The 13528-nt window shown below is 74.4% G+C and carries 13 protein-coding genes; 6 read left to right on the top strand and 7 right to left on the bottom strand.

Going from position 1 to position 13528, the window contains the following annotated elements; genetic code table 11:
- Nucleotides 1-1416 carry a xylan 1,4-beta-xylosidase gene (locus tag ACFZA0_RS18800; RefSeq protein ID WP_391017819.1) on the bottom strand — a complete coding sequence of 472 codons (1416 nt, stop codon included), beginning with the start codon at nucleotides 1414-1416 and terminating at the stop codon, nucleotides 1-3.
- Between the two features lie 132 nt (nucleotides 1417-1548).
- Here ACFZA0_RS18800 and ACFZA0_RS18795 point away from each other — a divergent pair, with 132 nt between their 5' ends.
- Entirely contained in the window at nucleotides 1549-2643 is a 1095-nt protein-coding gene (locus ACFZA0_RS18795; RefSeq protein WP_391017816.1) for a DUF5925 domain-containing protein, read from the top strand.
- A gap of 24 nt (nucleotides 2644-2667) precedes the next feature.
- Here the strand turns inward: ACFZA0_RS18795 and ACFZA0_RS18790 are convergent, their stop codons facing one another.
- A complete protein-coding gene (locus tag ACFZA0_RS18790) occupies nucleotides 2668-3036 on the bottom strand; it encodes a GntR family transcriptional regulator (protein ID WP_391017813.1) in 369 nt (122 codons plus the stop codon).
- A gap of 100 nt (nucleotides 3037-3136) precedes the next feature.
- On the opposite strand from ACFZA0_RS18790, the gene ACFZA0_RS18785 reads away from it, so the two are divergent.
- Nucleotides 3137-4066 (top strand): GNAT family N-acetyltransferase, encoded by a 930-nt coding sequence (locus tag ACFZA0_RS18785; RefSeq protein WP_391017810.1) that lies wholly within the window; start codon nucleotides 3137-3139, stop codon nucleotides 4064-4066.
- On the top strand, nucleotides 4047-4547 hold the full coding sequence (locus ACFZA0_RS18780; RefSeq protein ID WP_391017807.1) for a DUF402 domain-containing protein: 501 nt from the start codon (nucleotides 4047-4049) through the stop codon (nucleotides 4545-4547). Before ACFZA0_RS18785 ends, ACFZA0_RS18780 begins: the two co-directional genes overlap by 20 nt.
- A 20-nt stretch (nucleotides 4548-4567) precedes the next feature.
- Here ACFZA0_RS18780 and ACFZA0_RS18775 read toward each other — a convergent pair whose 3' ends face one another.
- Nucleotides 4568-5191, bottom strand: a complete 624-nt coding sequence (locus tag ACFZA0_RS18775) for a methyltransferase domain-containing protein (protein ID WP_391017804.1) — start codon at nucleotides 5189-5191, stop codon at nucleotides 4568-4570.
- Nucleotides 5192-5331: 140 nt separating this feature from the next.
- Between ACFZA0_RS18775 and ACFZA0_RS18770 the strand changes: the two genes are divergently transcribed.
- Both ACFZA0_RS18770 and ACFZA0_RS18765 read left to right on the top strand, forming a co-directional pair.
- Entirely contained in the window at nucleotides 5332-5466 is a 135-nt protein-coding gene (locus tag ACFZA0_RS18770) for a hypothetical protein (protein ID WP_391017801.1), read from the top strand.
- Between the two features lie 233 nt (nucleotides 5467-5699).
- Complete coding sequence (locus tag ACFZA0_RS18765; RefSeq protein WP_391017798.1) at nucleotides 5700-6755, top strand: lytic polysaccharide monooxygenase; 1056 nt, start codon at nucleotides 5700-5702, stop codon at nucleotides 6753-6755.
- Nucleotides 6756-6834: 79 nt separating this feature from the next.
- Here ACFZA0_RS18765 and ACFZA0_RS18760 read toward each other — a convergent pair whose 3' ends face one another.
- Both ACFZA0_RS18760 and ACFZA0_RS18755 read right to left on the bottom strand, forming a co-directional pair.
- The gene (locus tag ACFZA0_RS18760; RefSeq protein ID WP_391017796.1) at nucleotides 6835-7716 is read right to left on the bottom strand and encodes an alpha/beta fold hydrolase; all 882 of its coding nucleotides are present in this window, start codon (nucleotides 7714-7716) and stop codon (nucleotides 6835-6837) included.
- Between the two features lie 175 nt (nucleotides 7717-7891).
- Nucleotides 7892-8335, bottom strand: a complete 444-nt coding sequence (locus ACFZA0_RS18755) for a MarR family transcriptional regulator (RefSeq protein WP_391017793.1) — start codon at nucleotides 8333-8335, stop codon at nucleotides 7892-7894.
- A gap of 137 nt (nucleotides 8336-8472) precedes the next feature.
- Here ACFZA0_RS18755 and ACFZA0_RS18750 point away from each other — a divergent pair, with 137 nt between their 5' ends.
- Nucleotides 8473-8847, top strand: a complete 375-nt coding sequence (locus ACFZA0_RS18750) for a cupin domain-containing protein (protein WP_391017790.1) — start codon at nucleotides 8473-8475, stop codon at nucleotides 8845-8847.
- Here the strand turns inward: ACFZA0_RS18750 and ACFZA0_RS18745 are convergent.
- Together ACFZA0_RS18745 and ACFZA0_RS18740 are read right to left on the bottom strand one after the other, a co-directional pair.
- On the bottom strand, nucleotides 8825-9883 hold the full coding sequence (locus ACFZA0_RS18745) for an ImpB/MucB/SamB family protein (RefSeq protein ID WP_391017788.1): 1059 nt from the start codon (nucleotides 9881-9883) through the stop codon (nucleotides 8825-8827). The genes ACFZA0_RS18750 and ACFZA0_RS18745 overlap by 23 nt on opposite strands.
- Nucleotides 9880-13338 (bottom strand): DNA polymerase III subunit alpha, encoded by a 3459-nt coding sequence (locus ACFZA0_RS18740; RefSeq protein WP_391017785.1) that lies wholly within the window; start codon nucleotides 13336-13338, stop codon nucleotides 9880-9882. Before ACFZA0_RS18740 ends, ACFZA0_RS18745 begins: the two co-directional genes overlap by 4 nt.
- Between the last annotated feature and the right edge of the window lie 190 nt (nucleotides 13339-13528).

Here is a 13528-nt window from a genome sequence, read left to right as displayed (position 1 = left end):
TTACTTCTTCAGCCACTTCACCTGGTAGGCCGTCAACGCGACCCGTCTGCCGTCGATCTCCGCGACGACGGGTGCGTCACGGGTGTTGACGACGAGCACCGCGTCGGCGCCAGCCAGTGCCACGACGTCCCGGCTCCCTTCCGGGCCGACGCGCACCATGCCCGGCGCGGTGCCCGGCGCGAACTCCTCGCCGAACCTCGACACCAGGCTGTACAGCGGCAGTTCGCGTCCTCCGTCGCCGTCCGCGGTGGGCGTCCACAGGCAGCCGGGGCAGTCGGTGCCGTGCTCCTCCTCGGGGTTCCAGTAGAAGCCGGAGGTGGCGCCGCCGCGGACCATGGCGATCATCCCGGCCGCCTGCACGGCGACGCGGTGGTCCTCGGTCCAGCCCTTGCGGTCGTCGTTGCCGTCGGCGGGTTCGACGTAGTACTCGGCCCACCACAGCGGCAGCCCGCCGGTCCGCCCGCGCACCCAGTCGCCCACCGCGGTGAACTTGGCGGTGGCGGCGAACTCGTCGGGCAGCAGGTCGTCGTCCTTGGTGTAGCTGGAACCGTCGACGACCACGAAGTCGGCGCCCGCCCTGTGCTCGTTCCAGTAGTCGAAGGCGTCGAGCACCCGCTGGTCCAGGGCGCCCCACGCGCCGCGCACGGCGGTGGAGGCGTTCTCCTTCTGCCGCGGGTCGACGCTGTCCATCACCAGGTAGGGGCCGCCGACCATGATGTCGGGGTTCACTGCCTTGAGCGCCTTGTAGACGAGGTTGTAGAGCTTCGTGTAGCCCTCGTAGTCCCAGCGGCCCTCGGCACTGTTCCAGAAGCCCTTGAACTCGTTCCAGACGATGAAGTGCCGTACGTCCGGGTAGCGTCGGGCGACGGTCGCGGCGAGGGCGGCGAAGTCCGCGTAGTGGTCCGGGGTCGGGGCCGTCTCCAGGGACGCCTGGCTCCAGTCGGTGCCGCCCGCCCTGCCGCCCTTCATCCAGTCCGGCGAGCAGCACAGGGTGATGACGGGTGTGCCGCCCGACGCGCGGACCAGGTCGACCCGGCTGTCCAGCGCGTCGAAGTCGTAACGCCCCTTCGACGGCTCGGGGTTGTCGGCACCCCAGCCCATGATGTGCTGGTTCTGCGGGAGTCCGGGGTCCTGCGACAGCAGCTCGCGCACGCGTGCGTCGGCGCTGCCGCTGCCCTCGTCGGCGCTGTACTGGGTGTGGGTGAACCCCCAGCCGACGGACGGCCGCGACGGCGCGGCCGGGGTGGCCGGGGTCCCGTGCACCTTGTCGCCGTCGCGGGTGGTGCCCGCGACGTCGGCTCCGCTGCCGGGGAAGGTGAACACCGAGACGGCCAGGGCGAGTACGACCGCGCCGACGCCCAGCAGGGCGGCGAGCCGCCACCGCCGAGCCCCCGAATTCCACCCATGACGTCCCATCGGGGGCAACAGTAGCCGCGCCGGACGTCCCGGGGCAGAGGGCCTGCGCACGCCTCGCGCGGGAACCGCGCGGCGCGCCGCGCAACCGGGAAACCGCGTGCGCCGGGGCGGCCCGTGCCGGATCATGGCGGTATGTCTGCGAACCCTTACGACGCTCTGCCGATCCGGCTCACCGTCGACGACAGCGACAGCCTGTCCGACGTCGTCGACGCGCTGTTCCTCGGCCGCTTCGCGACGGGCGAGCAGCCGTACGCGCACGCCTCCAACATCGACCGGGTGCGCTCCGGCGCGACGCTGCTGCCGCCCGGGGCACGGGTGTTGCGGGTCGCCCGCGACGACGACCGCAGCGCGACCCTCGCGGAGGGCGACGGCTGGACCCTGCTGGTGTCCCGCTGGAACCGGGGCGCGGACGTCACGGTCACGGCGACCACCGCCGACCTGGCGAAGAAGGTGCTCGGCCAGGCGACGGACGGCGCGGCCGACGAGCCCGAACCGCAGCCGGAGAACGTGACGATGGGCTTCTGGTACGTGTCGCCGCGGCGCGGCCCGCACCGCACGACCCGGCAGATCTCGGCGGGCACCTGGGAGGAGGTCCGGCCCAACTACACGGCGCCGGTGGCCGAGGCGATGGACCGGCTGATGAAGACGACCCCGGAGGACATCGCGGGCCGGCTGCTCCTGCTGCACGGCCCGCCCGGCACCGGGAAGACGTCCGCGCTGCGGACGCTGGCGCGGTCCTGGCGCGACTGGTGCCAGGTGGACTGCGTCCTCGACCCGGAGCGGCTGTTCTCCGACGTCGGCTATCTGATGGACATCGCGATCGGCGAGGAGGACGCGGGCGGCAAGGGCCGCTGGCGGCTGCTGCTCCTGGAGGACTGCGACGAGCTGATCCGCGGCGAGGCCAAGCACACGGCGGGGCAGGCCCTCTCCCGGCTGCTGAACCTGACCGACGGACTGCTCGGCCAGGGCCGCAACGTCCTGGTCGGCGTCACCACCAACGAGGACCTGGAGCGCCTGCACCCCGCGGTGGTGCGCCCCGGCCGCTGCCTGGCCCGTATCGAGGTGGGCGGGCTGACCCGCGCCGAGGCGGTCGACTGGCTCGGCACCGAGGAGGGCGTGGGCCGCGACGGCGCCAGCCTCGCGGAGCTGTACGCGCTGCGCCGGGGCACGTCCCCGACCCAGGTGCCCGAGCCGCGCGGCGGCACGGACGCCGGGCTGTACCTGTAGGGCGGCGGGCCCGCCGGGCCGTGCCTACGCGTGGTACGCCGCGCGCAGGGCGTCCCGTACGGCGGCGAGGGCCGCGTCCTCGGACAGGCCGAGCCGGTGGGCGCGGTCCGCGTAGGTCTGCGCCGCCGAGGCCGCCTCGCGGTCGGCGGCGTTGCCGGCGGCCGCGATGTACGTCCCGTTGCGGCCCCGGGTCTCGATCACGCCGTCGGCCTCCAGCGCCCGGTAGGCCTTGGCGACCGTGTTCGGGGCGAGGCCGAGCGACTCGGCGAGCCCGCGCACGGTGGGCAGCCGGTGGCCGACCGGGAGCGCCCCGGAGCGGGCCTGCTCGGAGATCTGCGCGCGGACCTGTTCGTAGGGTGCGGCGCCGTCGTCGACGCGGATCTTCAGGGTCACCGGCCGATTGTCCCCCACGGGCGCCGCGCGGACCGTGCACGGGAGCGCCCGCGCCGAAAACCGGAGGCGGATCGCGGCCGGCTTGCCTAGCGTGCCGTCCATGACCGTCATCGTGCGCGACCTGCGCCCCGGCGACCGGGCGGACGCGGAGGGCTTCGCCCACGTCCGCCGGCTCGCCGTCCCGTATCTGCTGATGACCCCCGAGTCGGTCCTGTACGACGTCGAGCACGTCCCCGGCGAGACCTTCCTGCGGCTGCCGGTGGCCGAGGAGGACGGCGAGATCGTCGGCACCGCGCAGGTCGGCATGGAGTTCGAGAGCACCGAGCCGGGCCAGGCGTTCCTCAACGTGTACGTGCACCCGGGGCGCACCCGGCGCGGCGCGGGTTCGCTGCTGGTGGCCGCCGCGGAGGCGCACCTCGCGGCGTGCGGCGCGCGGCGGCTGCTGAGCTGGGTGCTGGACGCGCCGGACAACCGCGCGTTCGCCGAGCGGCACGGGTACCGGCCCAGCCGGTCGGCGCACCTGCTGCGCCTGGACCTCGCGAAGGCGGACCTCCCGCCGCTCCGGGAGCCGCCGCCCGGCCTCGCCCTGTGCCGCGGTTCGGACTTCGCCGACGACCCGCGGCCGGTGTTCGCCCTCGACGCGGAGGCCATGGCGGACGAACCGAGCGACGTCGGCTACGCGTTCGACGACTACGAGGCGTGGCTCGCGGAGACCTGGCACCACCCGCTGTTCAGCCACGAGTTGACCACCCTGGTGGTGGCCGACGGCCGGCCGGTCGCCTTCAGCGCGGCCCGCACGGACGGCGGCACCCGCTACGGCACGGTGATGACCGGGACCGCCCGCGCCTTCCGCGGGCGGGGCCTGGCCGGTCTGGCGAAGAACGACTCGCTGCACCGGGCACGGGCGGCCGGCTGCACGGAGGCGTTCACCGGCAACGACACCGCCAACGGCCCGATGCTGGCGATCAACACGAGGTTCGGTTACGACGTGTGTGCGACGGAGGTACGGCATGTCCGTGAACTCGGCTGAGCAGGCGCCCCTGCTGGAGGTCGTCCTGACCAAGAGGGGCCGTACGAGGATCAGTTACGCGGCGGAGCTGCTCAGCGACGACGGCACCCGGATCGTGGTGCGCGCGCCGTTCGCGGGCGAGGCGGTGCGCGACTTCGGGTTCGTGCGGTTCGAACCGGGCGACGTCTTCACGGAGTTCTACTGGCGGGACCGCTGGTACGCCGTGATGGAGGTCCGGGACCCGGCCGGCACGCTCAAGGGCTGGTACTGCGACATCGCGCGCCCGGCCACCCTCACGGACGGCCGGCTCGTCGTCGAGGACCTCGACCTGGACCTGTGGCGCTCGGCGGACGGCACCGACGTACGGCGCCTGGACGAGGACGAGTTCGCGGAGAGCGGCATCACGCGCAGCGACCCGGAGGCGGCGGCCTCGGCGGTCGCCGCGCTGGAGGAACTGGAGGACCTGGTGCGCGGGGGCGGCTTCGACGACCTGCTCCGCTGAGGGGCGAGGCTCCCGGGGACTCACAGCGTGGCGATCACCGCGTACCGCTCGTCGGTGACCGTCTTTCCCCACAACTCCCGCTCCGCCGACAGCCGTTCGACCCGGGTTCCGGTGACGAGCGGCGCCAGCAGCGTCGTGAGCCGCCCGGCCGGTATGCCGACCGGGGCGAGGGTGCCCCACACGCCCTCGACCAGGACGAGCCTGCTCCCGCCCGGCCCGCCGCCGGGCCGCAGCAGGTCGCGCCAGGTGCGCAGCACCCGTTCCGGGCGGGGCAGCGCCCACAGGACGTGCCGCACGAGCACCACGTCGAAGCGGCGCTCCCCGACGGGCGGCGCCGCCGCGTCCCCGACGAGGAACTCCGCGTCCGTACCCGCGCACTTGGCGCGGGCGCGGTCGGTCATCGCGGCGGACCGGTCGACGCCCGTGACGCGGTGCCCCTGTTCGGCGGCGAGCAGCGAGAGGCTGCCGGTGCCGCAGCCGAGGTCGAGGACGTCGCAGGGCCGCTCGGGCAGCCAGGTGCGCAGCCGGGCGGCCCAGGCCCCGCGGGTCAGGGGGTCGCGCAGTCCGTGGTCGGGTTCGTCGTCGAAGGACGCCGCCGCCGCGTCCCAGTCGACCGCTCCCCCGTCGTCCCTCTCGTTCACCATGCGCCCAAGGGTGACACCGGCCACTGACAATCGAATCGTGACCATTGCCACTGACACATTGCCCGCGAATGGGGAAAGCTCCGGTCAGGACCCGTCCCCGCGAGCACGTGGATCTCCGGCGGGCACCGGAGGAGGCAGCCATGCGCCGTACGACCGTGCAGAAGCCTTTGAAGAGGACGGACACCCGCCGCGTCCGCGAGGAGACCGACGAGCGCCCCGGCGCGCGTCCGGAGATCCGCAAGGACATCGCCCGCACGTGGTGGCCCGAGGGGTGAGCGGGCCGAGCACGGTGAGCGGCGCGGGCCCGGCACGAACCGCGGCAGCACGCTTCCCACCGTGCACGGCGGTCGTGAACTCCCGTTGTCTGAGCGCAGCCTGAGCACTCCCTTAAGCGCACCGTAAGGATCTCCCGTCGGCGCCTTCGGCAGCCGGTTCCGGGGTTTTCGCGGGCTAGTTTTCTGCTCGCCCCCTGTTCCGCCCGTCCCGAGGCCCGCTCCGAGGAGTCCCCATGCCCGCACGCCGTTCGGTGGCCGCGTTCGTCGCCGTCTGCCTCGCACCGCTCGCCGCAACGGCGTTGACCGCCTCGCCCGCGTCCGCGCACGGCACGATGGGCGACCCGGTCAGCAGGGTCTTCCAGTGCTACGCGGAGAACCCGGAGAGCCCGGCCTCGGCCGCGTGCAGGGCGGCGGTCGCGGCCGGCGGGACGCAGGCGCTGTACGACTGGAACGGCATCCGGATCGGGGACGCGGCCGGGCAGCACCGGACGCTGATCCCGGACGGGAAGCTGTGCAGCGCGAACAGCGAGGAGTTCAAGGGCCTCGACCTGGCGCGCGCCGACTGGCCCGCGACGAGCGTGAGCAGCGGCGCGCACACCTTCAAGTACCGGGTGACCGCCCAGCACAAGGGCACCTTCAACGTGTACATCACCAAGGCGGGTTACGACCCGACGCAGCCGCTGGCCTGGGCCGACCTGGACATGGACCACCCGGTGGCCACGGTCACCGACCCGGTCGCGGCGGACGGCTTCTACACGTTCTCCGGCACGCTCCCGGCGCGCTCGGGGCGGCAGTTGCTGTACGCGATCTGGCAGCGCTCGGACAGCCCGGAGGCGTTCTACTCGTGCTCGGACGTCACGTTCGGCGGCGCCGACGGCGCGGCGGGCGGCGGGAGTTCCGCCACCGCGTCCGCGTCCGCCCCGTCCGCCGCCCCCTCGGCGTCGGCCCCGTCCGAGGAGCAGATCGCGGCGGGGGCCGACAGGTCGACCGTCGAGCACCACGGCCACGGTGACGCCGACGCCCGTACGTCGGCCGACCCCTCGGCGGCGGGCGCGGTCGCGGAGTCGGCGGGGCCGGCCGCCCCGTCGACGGTGGCGGACGCGGCGGACGCCGCCGGGGCCGACGAGCCCGCGGCGGACGGATCCGCGGAGAACCTGGCCGAGACGGGGAGCGACGCGAACACGCCGTACCTCGCCGTCGGGGGCGCCGCCGCGCTGGCACTCGGCGCGGCGGTGCTGTTCACGTCGGTACGGCGACGTGCGGTGAGCGGTGGGAGGCACAGCCGCTGACGTCCGTACCGGACGAGGACGGGGTCCGTCCGGCGCGCGCCACGCGCCGGACGGACCCCGTTCGTGTGCCGGGCGCCGGTCAGCCGACGACCGAGGCGCAGGTGGTCGGGGTGGCGTGGGCGGGGTCGAGGGCGTTGGCGACCTCGTGGTAGACGATGCGGTCGGTCAGGCCGATCGTCACGTGCTCGGACAGGTCGAGCGGGCACAGGTCCTGGAGCAGCACGTTGTGCACGTCGGAGCCGGTCAGGAACTGGCTGCGGTAGGGGGTGACCACTTCGTCGTACTTGGTGGCGATGACGGTGTAGTGCACGCCGGGCACGGTGTCGCCGCCCGCGTTGAGCTTGGTGAGGAAGGCGGAGCCGGCCACCTGGTCGGCGAGGCCGGGCGTGGCGGCGTTGAGCAGGCCGGCGGCGGCGGGGAAGTAGGGCAGCAGGTTGGCGAGGCCGTCGAGGGTGGTGCCGTGGTTGTCGGGGGCGATCCCGACGAGGCTGTTCACCTTGGCGGCACCGCCGAGGAACTTCAGGTAGTAGCGGGGCATCATGCCGCCCTGCGAGTGGCCGACGAGGTCGGCCCTGGTGGTGCCGGTGGCGGCGAGCACCTTGTCGACGAAGGCGGCCAGCTGGGCGGCGGAGGCGTCGATGGGACCGAGGCCGTACACGGCGGGCACGCCCGGGAGCCGGCCGTAGTCGAAGGAGTAGACGCAGTAGCCGCGCGCCACCAGGTAGGGGGCGAGGGCGAGCCAGTTGTCGACGGAGTTGGCGAAGGTCCCGTGGACCAGGACGACGGGGCGGGGGTGGGCGGCGGACGGCTTGCAGGAGTAGTCGTTCCAGCCGCTGCTCGTCGCGGCGGCCGTGGTGGCGGCGGGAGCCGCGGCACGTGCCGAGACGGCGGGGACGGTGACCGCGGCGGCGGCCAGCAGCAGGGCGGTGACGGGTCTGAGCGCTCGTTTCCAGGGCAGCATCGGGTGATCTCCTTGCGGCTCAAGGGAGTTGCGACGGCTCGACGCCCCTGTGATCCGGATCACGAGGATGCTGTTCACTCGTCAAGTTACGAGCGAGTAGCCTGCGTGGGAAGTTACGTGTCAGTAAAGAAAATCCCGTGGTGTCCGGCGGCGGGCCGGAACCACTGATGAACCGTCACCAGGTGGGCCTGATGGGACCATAGGGGGCGATGCGCAACAGAAGCTCGCGCAACGCCCGCACGTCACCCTCGCCCAGGACGTCGCCCCACTGCCGCACCGCGTCGGCCGCCGCCTCCTCCGCGGCCCGGGTGGACGCGCGACCCAGGTCCGTGAGGACCACGAGGCGGGCACGGGCGTCATCGGGGTGCGGGCGCCGCTCCACGTAGCCCTTGCTCACGAGTTCGTCGACGAGCTGCCCGGCCGCCTGTTTCGTCACCCCGAGGTGGGCGGCGAGTTCGGTGGCGGTGGCACCGCCGGAGGACAGCCTGGCGAACGCGAACCCGTACGCGGGACGGTCCGCGAATCCCCGGGCGGCGACCCCCTCGTTGACGCGCCGGACGAGTTCGCCGGCGGCGGCCAGCAGGGCGACGGTCAGCGACATGGCCTCGGAGTTCTCCACGGAGGCATTGAAGCACCCTTGACGGATCGGTCAAGCTGCTTGACCATGTGGGCAGATGGTCAAGCTGCTTGACCATCCGTTCCCACCACACGTCCCGGCCGCGCAGTTGTGCCGGTCCACCGCCCCTGGAGGCAGCCGTGCCCGTCGTCCGCCCGTCCGAAGCAGTCGTGCACGAGATGCACGGCGTCCGGTTCGTCTCGTACGCCCACCCCCGTTCCGGCAGCCGGGAACTGTGCGCCTGGCGGGGCGAGATCCCCGCGGGGACCACGGGCCCCGTCCACACCGTCGGCCGGGAGGAGATCCTGCACGTGCTCGACGGGGAGCTGGCCGTCACCCTCGACGGACGCCCCGAGCACGTCGCCGCGGGCGACACCCTGATCGTCAACGCGGGTACGGCGTTCGGCATCGGCAACCCGGGCACCGCGCCCGCGGCGTTCTGGGTCACCACGCCCGTCGGCCTGACGGCGGAGCTGGCCGACGGCACCGTCCTCAGCCCGCCCTGGGCCAACTGACCTTGCGGGCACCGCTGTTGGCGGAGTCCGGTGGCCACTGCCCGGCCAGTGCCGCCGGGCGTACCGCCGTCGGGCCGAAGCGGCGGCGGGCGCGGTCGGCGGCCGCCTCGGTGGCGTGGGCGCGGTCGTCGCCCGGGTCCAGGGAGAGCTGGCGGTGGGCGGCGCCGGACGGGAGCAGGCCGTCGGCGCGGACGGCGAGGGCCCGCACCCGGGCCCGTTGCAGGCCGAGGGAGTCGAGCAGGGCCAGGGAGGCCGCCGCGAGGCCGGGCGTGTGGGCGGTGGCCTCGGGCAGGGCGCGGGTGCGGGTGGTGGAGCTGCGGTCGGCGTACCGGACGGTGAGGGTGAGCCGGCCGGCCACCTGCCCCTCGGCGCGCAGGAGTTGGCCGATGCGGTCGGTGAGACCGAGCACGGCCCGGTGGTGCTGCGCCGGGTCGAGGCAGTCCCGGTCCAGGACGACGTCGGCGGCCAGGTGCGCGGCCGGCTCCCTCGGGACGACCGGGCGCGGGTCGTTGCCCCGGGCGCGCTCGGCGAGCAGCCGGGCCGGGCCCGCGCCGAGGATGCGCTGGAGGGTGGCCGGGGGCACGTCGGCGACCTGGCCGACGGTGTGCAGGCCGTACCGGCCCAGCAGGGCGGCCGTCGCGCGGCCGGTGCCGGGCAGCGCGGTGACCGGGCGGGGGCGCAGCCAGGCGGCGGCCCGGTCGGCGGGGACCCAGGTGGCGCTGCCGGGCGGGGCGGTGTCGGCGGCCATGGTGGCCAGCATCCGGTTGCCCGCGAGCCCCGCGCTGCTGTCGACACCGCGGTGGGCCTTCAGCCGGAGCATCACCATGTGGACCAGGTCGTACGGGGCGAGGTCGAAGTAGCGCAGCGCCGAGGTCAGGTCGAGCTGGACGGCGTCGGGCGGGACCGGGTGCACATGGGGCGTGATACCAGACATCAGTTCGATTACGGAGCCGTACTCGGTCTCGTCGAGCGCCGCGTGCAGATGGATGTGGGCGATGTGCCGGGCACCGCCGGACGTCCCGGCGGCCCCGGTCATCCCGCGCTCCCGGGGCTGGTGTGGCCGAACTTGCGCAGGTCGGCCGTCCGGCTGCCGGCCGGCTGGAGATCCGCGTACGGGTGCAGCCGGGCGCCCGTGGTGCCGTTGGCCAGCGTCCGCCGGGGCTGGGCGGGGGTCGGGTGCGGGCGGTCGGCGCCCAGCAGGGCGAGCGCGGCCTGGGGGCCGTCGTCGCGGCGGGCCGCGGCGATCCGCTCCAGGTCCCAGGCCATGCCGCCGACGACCGTACGGCGGGTGCCGCGCACCTGCACCGTGCCGCGCACCAGCAGCAGCCCGCTGTGGAAGACGGTGTACGCGCACGCCGGGTGGGAGTCCTCGAAGAACGCGAGGTCGACCAGGCCCGAACCGTCCTCCAGCGTGACGAAGATGACCCGCTTGCCGCTGGCGATCGGCGGGGTCTGGGTGGAGGACCGAATGCCCGCGACGAGGACCTGCGCCCCCGCGCGCGCGTTCGCCAGATGCGCCGCGTCGGTCGCGCCGATCTCGCGCAGCAGCCGGTGGTGGTGCTCCATCAGCGGCTTGGAGACGTCGATGCCGAGCGTCTCCAGCTCCGCGTTCAGCGCCTCGCGGCCGGTCATCTCCGGCAGCCCGCTCGGCTCCGCGCCGCCCACCGCGCCCGCCTCGAACGGGAGTTGGCCGTCGCCGGCCCGCCGGGTGCGGGAGGCCCGGTGCAGTTCGGCGATCTGCAGCAGCAGGTCGCGCCGGGTGAGCCGGCCGTCGTGCAGGGCGCCCAGGGCGCCGACCTCCGCGAGCCGTTCGGCCACCGGGCGGCTGGGCCGGGCCCGCTGCCAGAAGTCGGAGAGCGACGCGTACGGGCGGCCCGCCTCGATCCGGGCGCACTCCTCCTCCCCGATGCCGTGCACCCCGGACAGCGCCAGCCGCACGCCCCACCGCTCCCCCTCGGTCCGCTCCACGGTGTGCCGCACGCCGGAGCGGTTGACGTCGACGGGCAGCACGGGGACACCGCGCCGGCGCGCGTCGGAGACGAGGACCCGCTTGGGCCACATGCCGGGGTCGTGTTCGAGCAGCCCGGCCAGCAGGAACGCCGGGTGGTGCGCCTTGAGCCAGGCGCTCTGCAGCGCGGGCACGGCGAAGGCGACCGCGTGGGCGCGGCAGAAGCCGTAGGCGCCGAACGCCTCGACGGTGCGCCACACCTCCTCGCGGACGGCCGCGTCGTACCCGCGCGCCCGTGCCCGCCCGTGGAACCAGTCCCTGACGCGCGGCAGCCGCTCCTTGTCGCCGAGCGCCCGCCGGGCCAGCTCCCCCATGGCGAGGTCGCAGCCGGTCAGTACGGACAGCGTCTCGATGATCTGCTCGTGCCAGATGGTCACGCCGTAGGTGTCGGCGAGCACCGGTTCGAGGTCGGGGTGCGCGTACACCGGGTCGCCGCCGTGCCGGGCCGCGATGTACCGCTCGGGCATGCCGCCCTTGACCGGGCCGGGGCGGAAGAGGCTGATGTCGGCGATGACGTCCTGCGGGTCGCGGGGCTGGAGCCGGGACAACAGGTCCTGCTGGCCCGGCGATTCGAGCTGGAACAGGCCGAGCGTCTGGCTCTCCTGGATGAGCTTGAACGCGAACACGTCGTCGAGCGGCACCTGCGCCGGGTCGTCCAGGTCGACACGGTCGCCGGTGACCCGTTCGAGTTCGGTGACGGCGTGCGCCATCGCGGACTGCATCCGGACGCCCAGCACGTCGAGCTTGATGTTGCCCAGCGCCTCGATCTCCTCCTTCGCGGCCATGGCCATCGGGTAGTCGCCCTGCGGGGTCGGCTGCACCGGCAGCCGGTCCAGCAGGGTGGCGTCGCTGACGACCACGCCGCAGGGGTGCATGGCCATGCCGTGCACCAACTGGTCGAGCCCTTCGGCGAGTTCCCACAGCGGCCCGAACCGGGGTGCCTCGGCTGCCAGTTGGCGCAGTTCGGGCAGCTCGGCGAGGGCGCCGGTGATGTCGGCGGCCCGCAGGTGCGGAAAGCTCTTGGCGATCCGGTCGACCTCCGCGGGCTCGATGCCGAGCGCCAGACCGGTGTCGCGCAGCGCGCGCCGGGCCCGGTAGGTCTCCGGCATCGCGGTGACCGCCACCCGCTCCTTGCCGAACCGCGCGAAGATCGCGTCGTAGCACTCCAGCCGCCGGGCGGACTCCACGTCGATGTCGATGTCGGGCAGCGACCGGCGCCGCTCGCTCAGGAACCGTTCGAACAGCAGCCGGTGCTCCAGCGGGTTGGCGGTGGCGATGCCCAGCGTGTGGCAGACCAGCGAACCGGCGCCGGAGCCGCGCGCCGCGACCCGGATGCCCAGCTCCCGGATGTCGGCGACGACCTGGGCGACGGCGAGGAAGTACGCGTCGTGGCCGAGCCGCGCGATCACCCGGAGCTCCTCGTCCAGCCGCTCGCGCGCCACCGCGTCGCGGTCCAGGCCCCGCGCGGCCAGACCGGCCTCGCTGCGCCGACGCAGCAGCCGGGCCGCGCCGTCCGCCCCGGGTCCGGCGCCGAGCAGTGCCGGTTCCGGGAGGTGCGGGGTGCCCAGGCCGAGGTCGGCGGCCGGGTCCACGGCGCAGCCGGCGGCCGTGGCGGCCGTGTCCGCCAGCAGCCGGTCCGCCCGGCGGGCGTCCGCGCCCGCGCACTCGGCGACCATCCGGGCCACCTGGGCCATCGACTGCCCGTCCTTGAGCCAGCGCCGTCCGCTGTCCAGGCGGCGCCGGTCGATCGGCCGCAGCAGCCGCGCGGCGTCCAGGACGTCGGCCAGCCGGTGCTGGCCGGCGTCGGCGTAGCGGACCGCGTTGGTGAGGACGGCGGGGGTGCCGGTGCGGTCGGCGAGCGTCAGGGTGCGTGCGGCGAGCCGCAGCGAGCCGGGCCCGGTGCCGCCGCGCCGGTGCACGACGGTCTCCAGACGGACGCCGTCCCCGAAGATCTCCCGCCACGGCGCGAGCAGCTTCACGGCGACGTCCTCGCGGCCCGCCGACAGCGCCCGTACCGGCTCGGACCGGGGGCCGAGCAGCACGGTCAGACCGGGGCCGCCGTGCGCGCGCAGCGCCTCCCACGGCACGACCGGCGGGGTGCCCGACAGGGCGCCCGCGTGCGCGGCCGAGGTGATGCGGCACAGCCGCGCCCACCCGGCCCGGTCCTCGGCGAGCAGTACGAACCGCAGCGGCGGCTCGCTCACGTGGGCACCGCCGCGGGCCGGGGCGGGACGGCGGCGGGACGGGCCGGGCGGCGGGGGCGCGAGGGCCGCCACCGCGAGGTCGACACCGAACACGGGGTGCACGCCCTCGGCGGCACACGCCCGCGCGAACCGGACGAGTCCGGTGACGGTGTCACGGTCGGTGAGCGCGAGCGACGTCACGCCGCGCTCGGCGGCCCGGCGCACCAGCTGCTCGGGATGCGCGGCGCCGTAGCGCACGGAGTAGCCGGACGCGACGTGCAGATGCGCGAAGCCCGCCATGCCGCACCTCCGTCGCTCCGCCCCTTTTTCCGCCATTCACCCGATCCGTCGCCATCTCATCGATCGCACGCTCGTTCGATTACTCTAACCTCATCGTCGCTTGTCAGCGAGCTGATTCGTACGCGTGATCGATAACGAGGGACGGAACCGACCGGCCGAAAAGTGTGCCCCGGCGTCAGTTCCGTTTCCG

It is taken from the genome of Streptomyces sp. NPDC008150 (genome assembly GCF_042956945.1).
Taxonomy (GTDB): Bacteria; Actinomycetota; Actinomycetes; order Streptomycetales; family Streptomycetaceae; genus Streptomyces.
The sequence above is the reverse complement of the archived record's forward strand: the minus strand, read 5'-3'. Positions and strand labels throughout refer to the sequence as shown.

Coding starts and splice junctions, on each gene's coding strand:
- ACFZA0_RS18770 (WP_391017801.1), top strand. CDS start 5,332: ATGCGCCGTACGACCGTGCAGAAGCCTTTGAAGAGGACGGACACCCGC.
- ACFZA0_RS18780 (WP_391017807.1), top strand. CDS start 4,047: ATGTCCGTGAACTCGGCTGAGCAGGCGCCCCTGCTGGAGGTCGTCCTG.
- ACFZA0_RS18800 (WP_391017819.1), bottom strand. CDS start 1,416: ATGGGACGTCATGGGTGGAATTCGGGGGCTCGGCGGTGGCGGCTCGCC.
- ACFZA0_RS18795 (WP_391017816.1), top strand. CDS start 1,549: ATGTCTGCGAACCCTTACGACGCTCTGCCGATCCGGCTCACCGTCGAC.
- ACFZA0_RS18775 (WP_391017804.1), bottom strand. CDS start 5,191: ATGGTGAACGAGAGGGACGACGGGGGAGCGGTCGACTGGGACGCGGCG.
- ACFZA0_RS18740 (WP_391017785.1), bottom strand. CDS start 13,338: ATGGCGGGCTTCGCGCATCTGCACGTCGCGTCCGGCTACTCCGTGCGC.
- ACFZA0_RS18745 (WP_391017788.1), bottom strand. CDS start 9,883: ATGACCGGGGCCGCCGGGACGTCCGGCGGTGCCCGGCACATCGCCCAC.
- ACFZA0_RS18765 (WP_391017798.1), top strand. CDS start 5,700: ATGCCCGCACGCCGTTCGGTGGCCGCGTTCGTCGCCGTCTGCCTCGCA.
- ACFZA0_RS18785 (WP_391017810.1), top strand. CDS start 3,137: ATGACCGTCATCGTGCGCGACCTGCGCCCCGGCGACCGGGCGGACGCG.
- ACFZA0_RS18760 (WP_391017796.1), bottom strand. CDS start 7,716: ATGCTGCCCTGGAAACGAGCGCTCAGACCCGTCACCGCCCTGCTGCTG.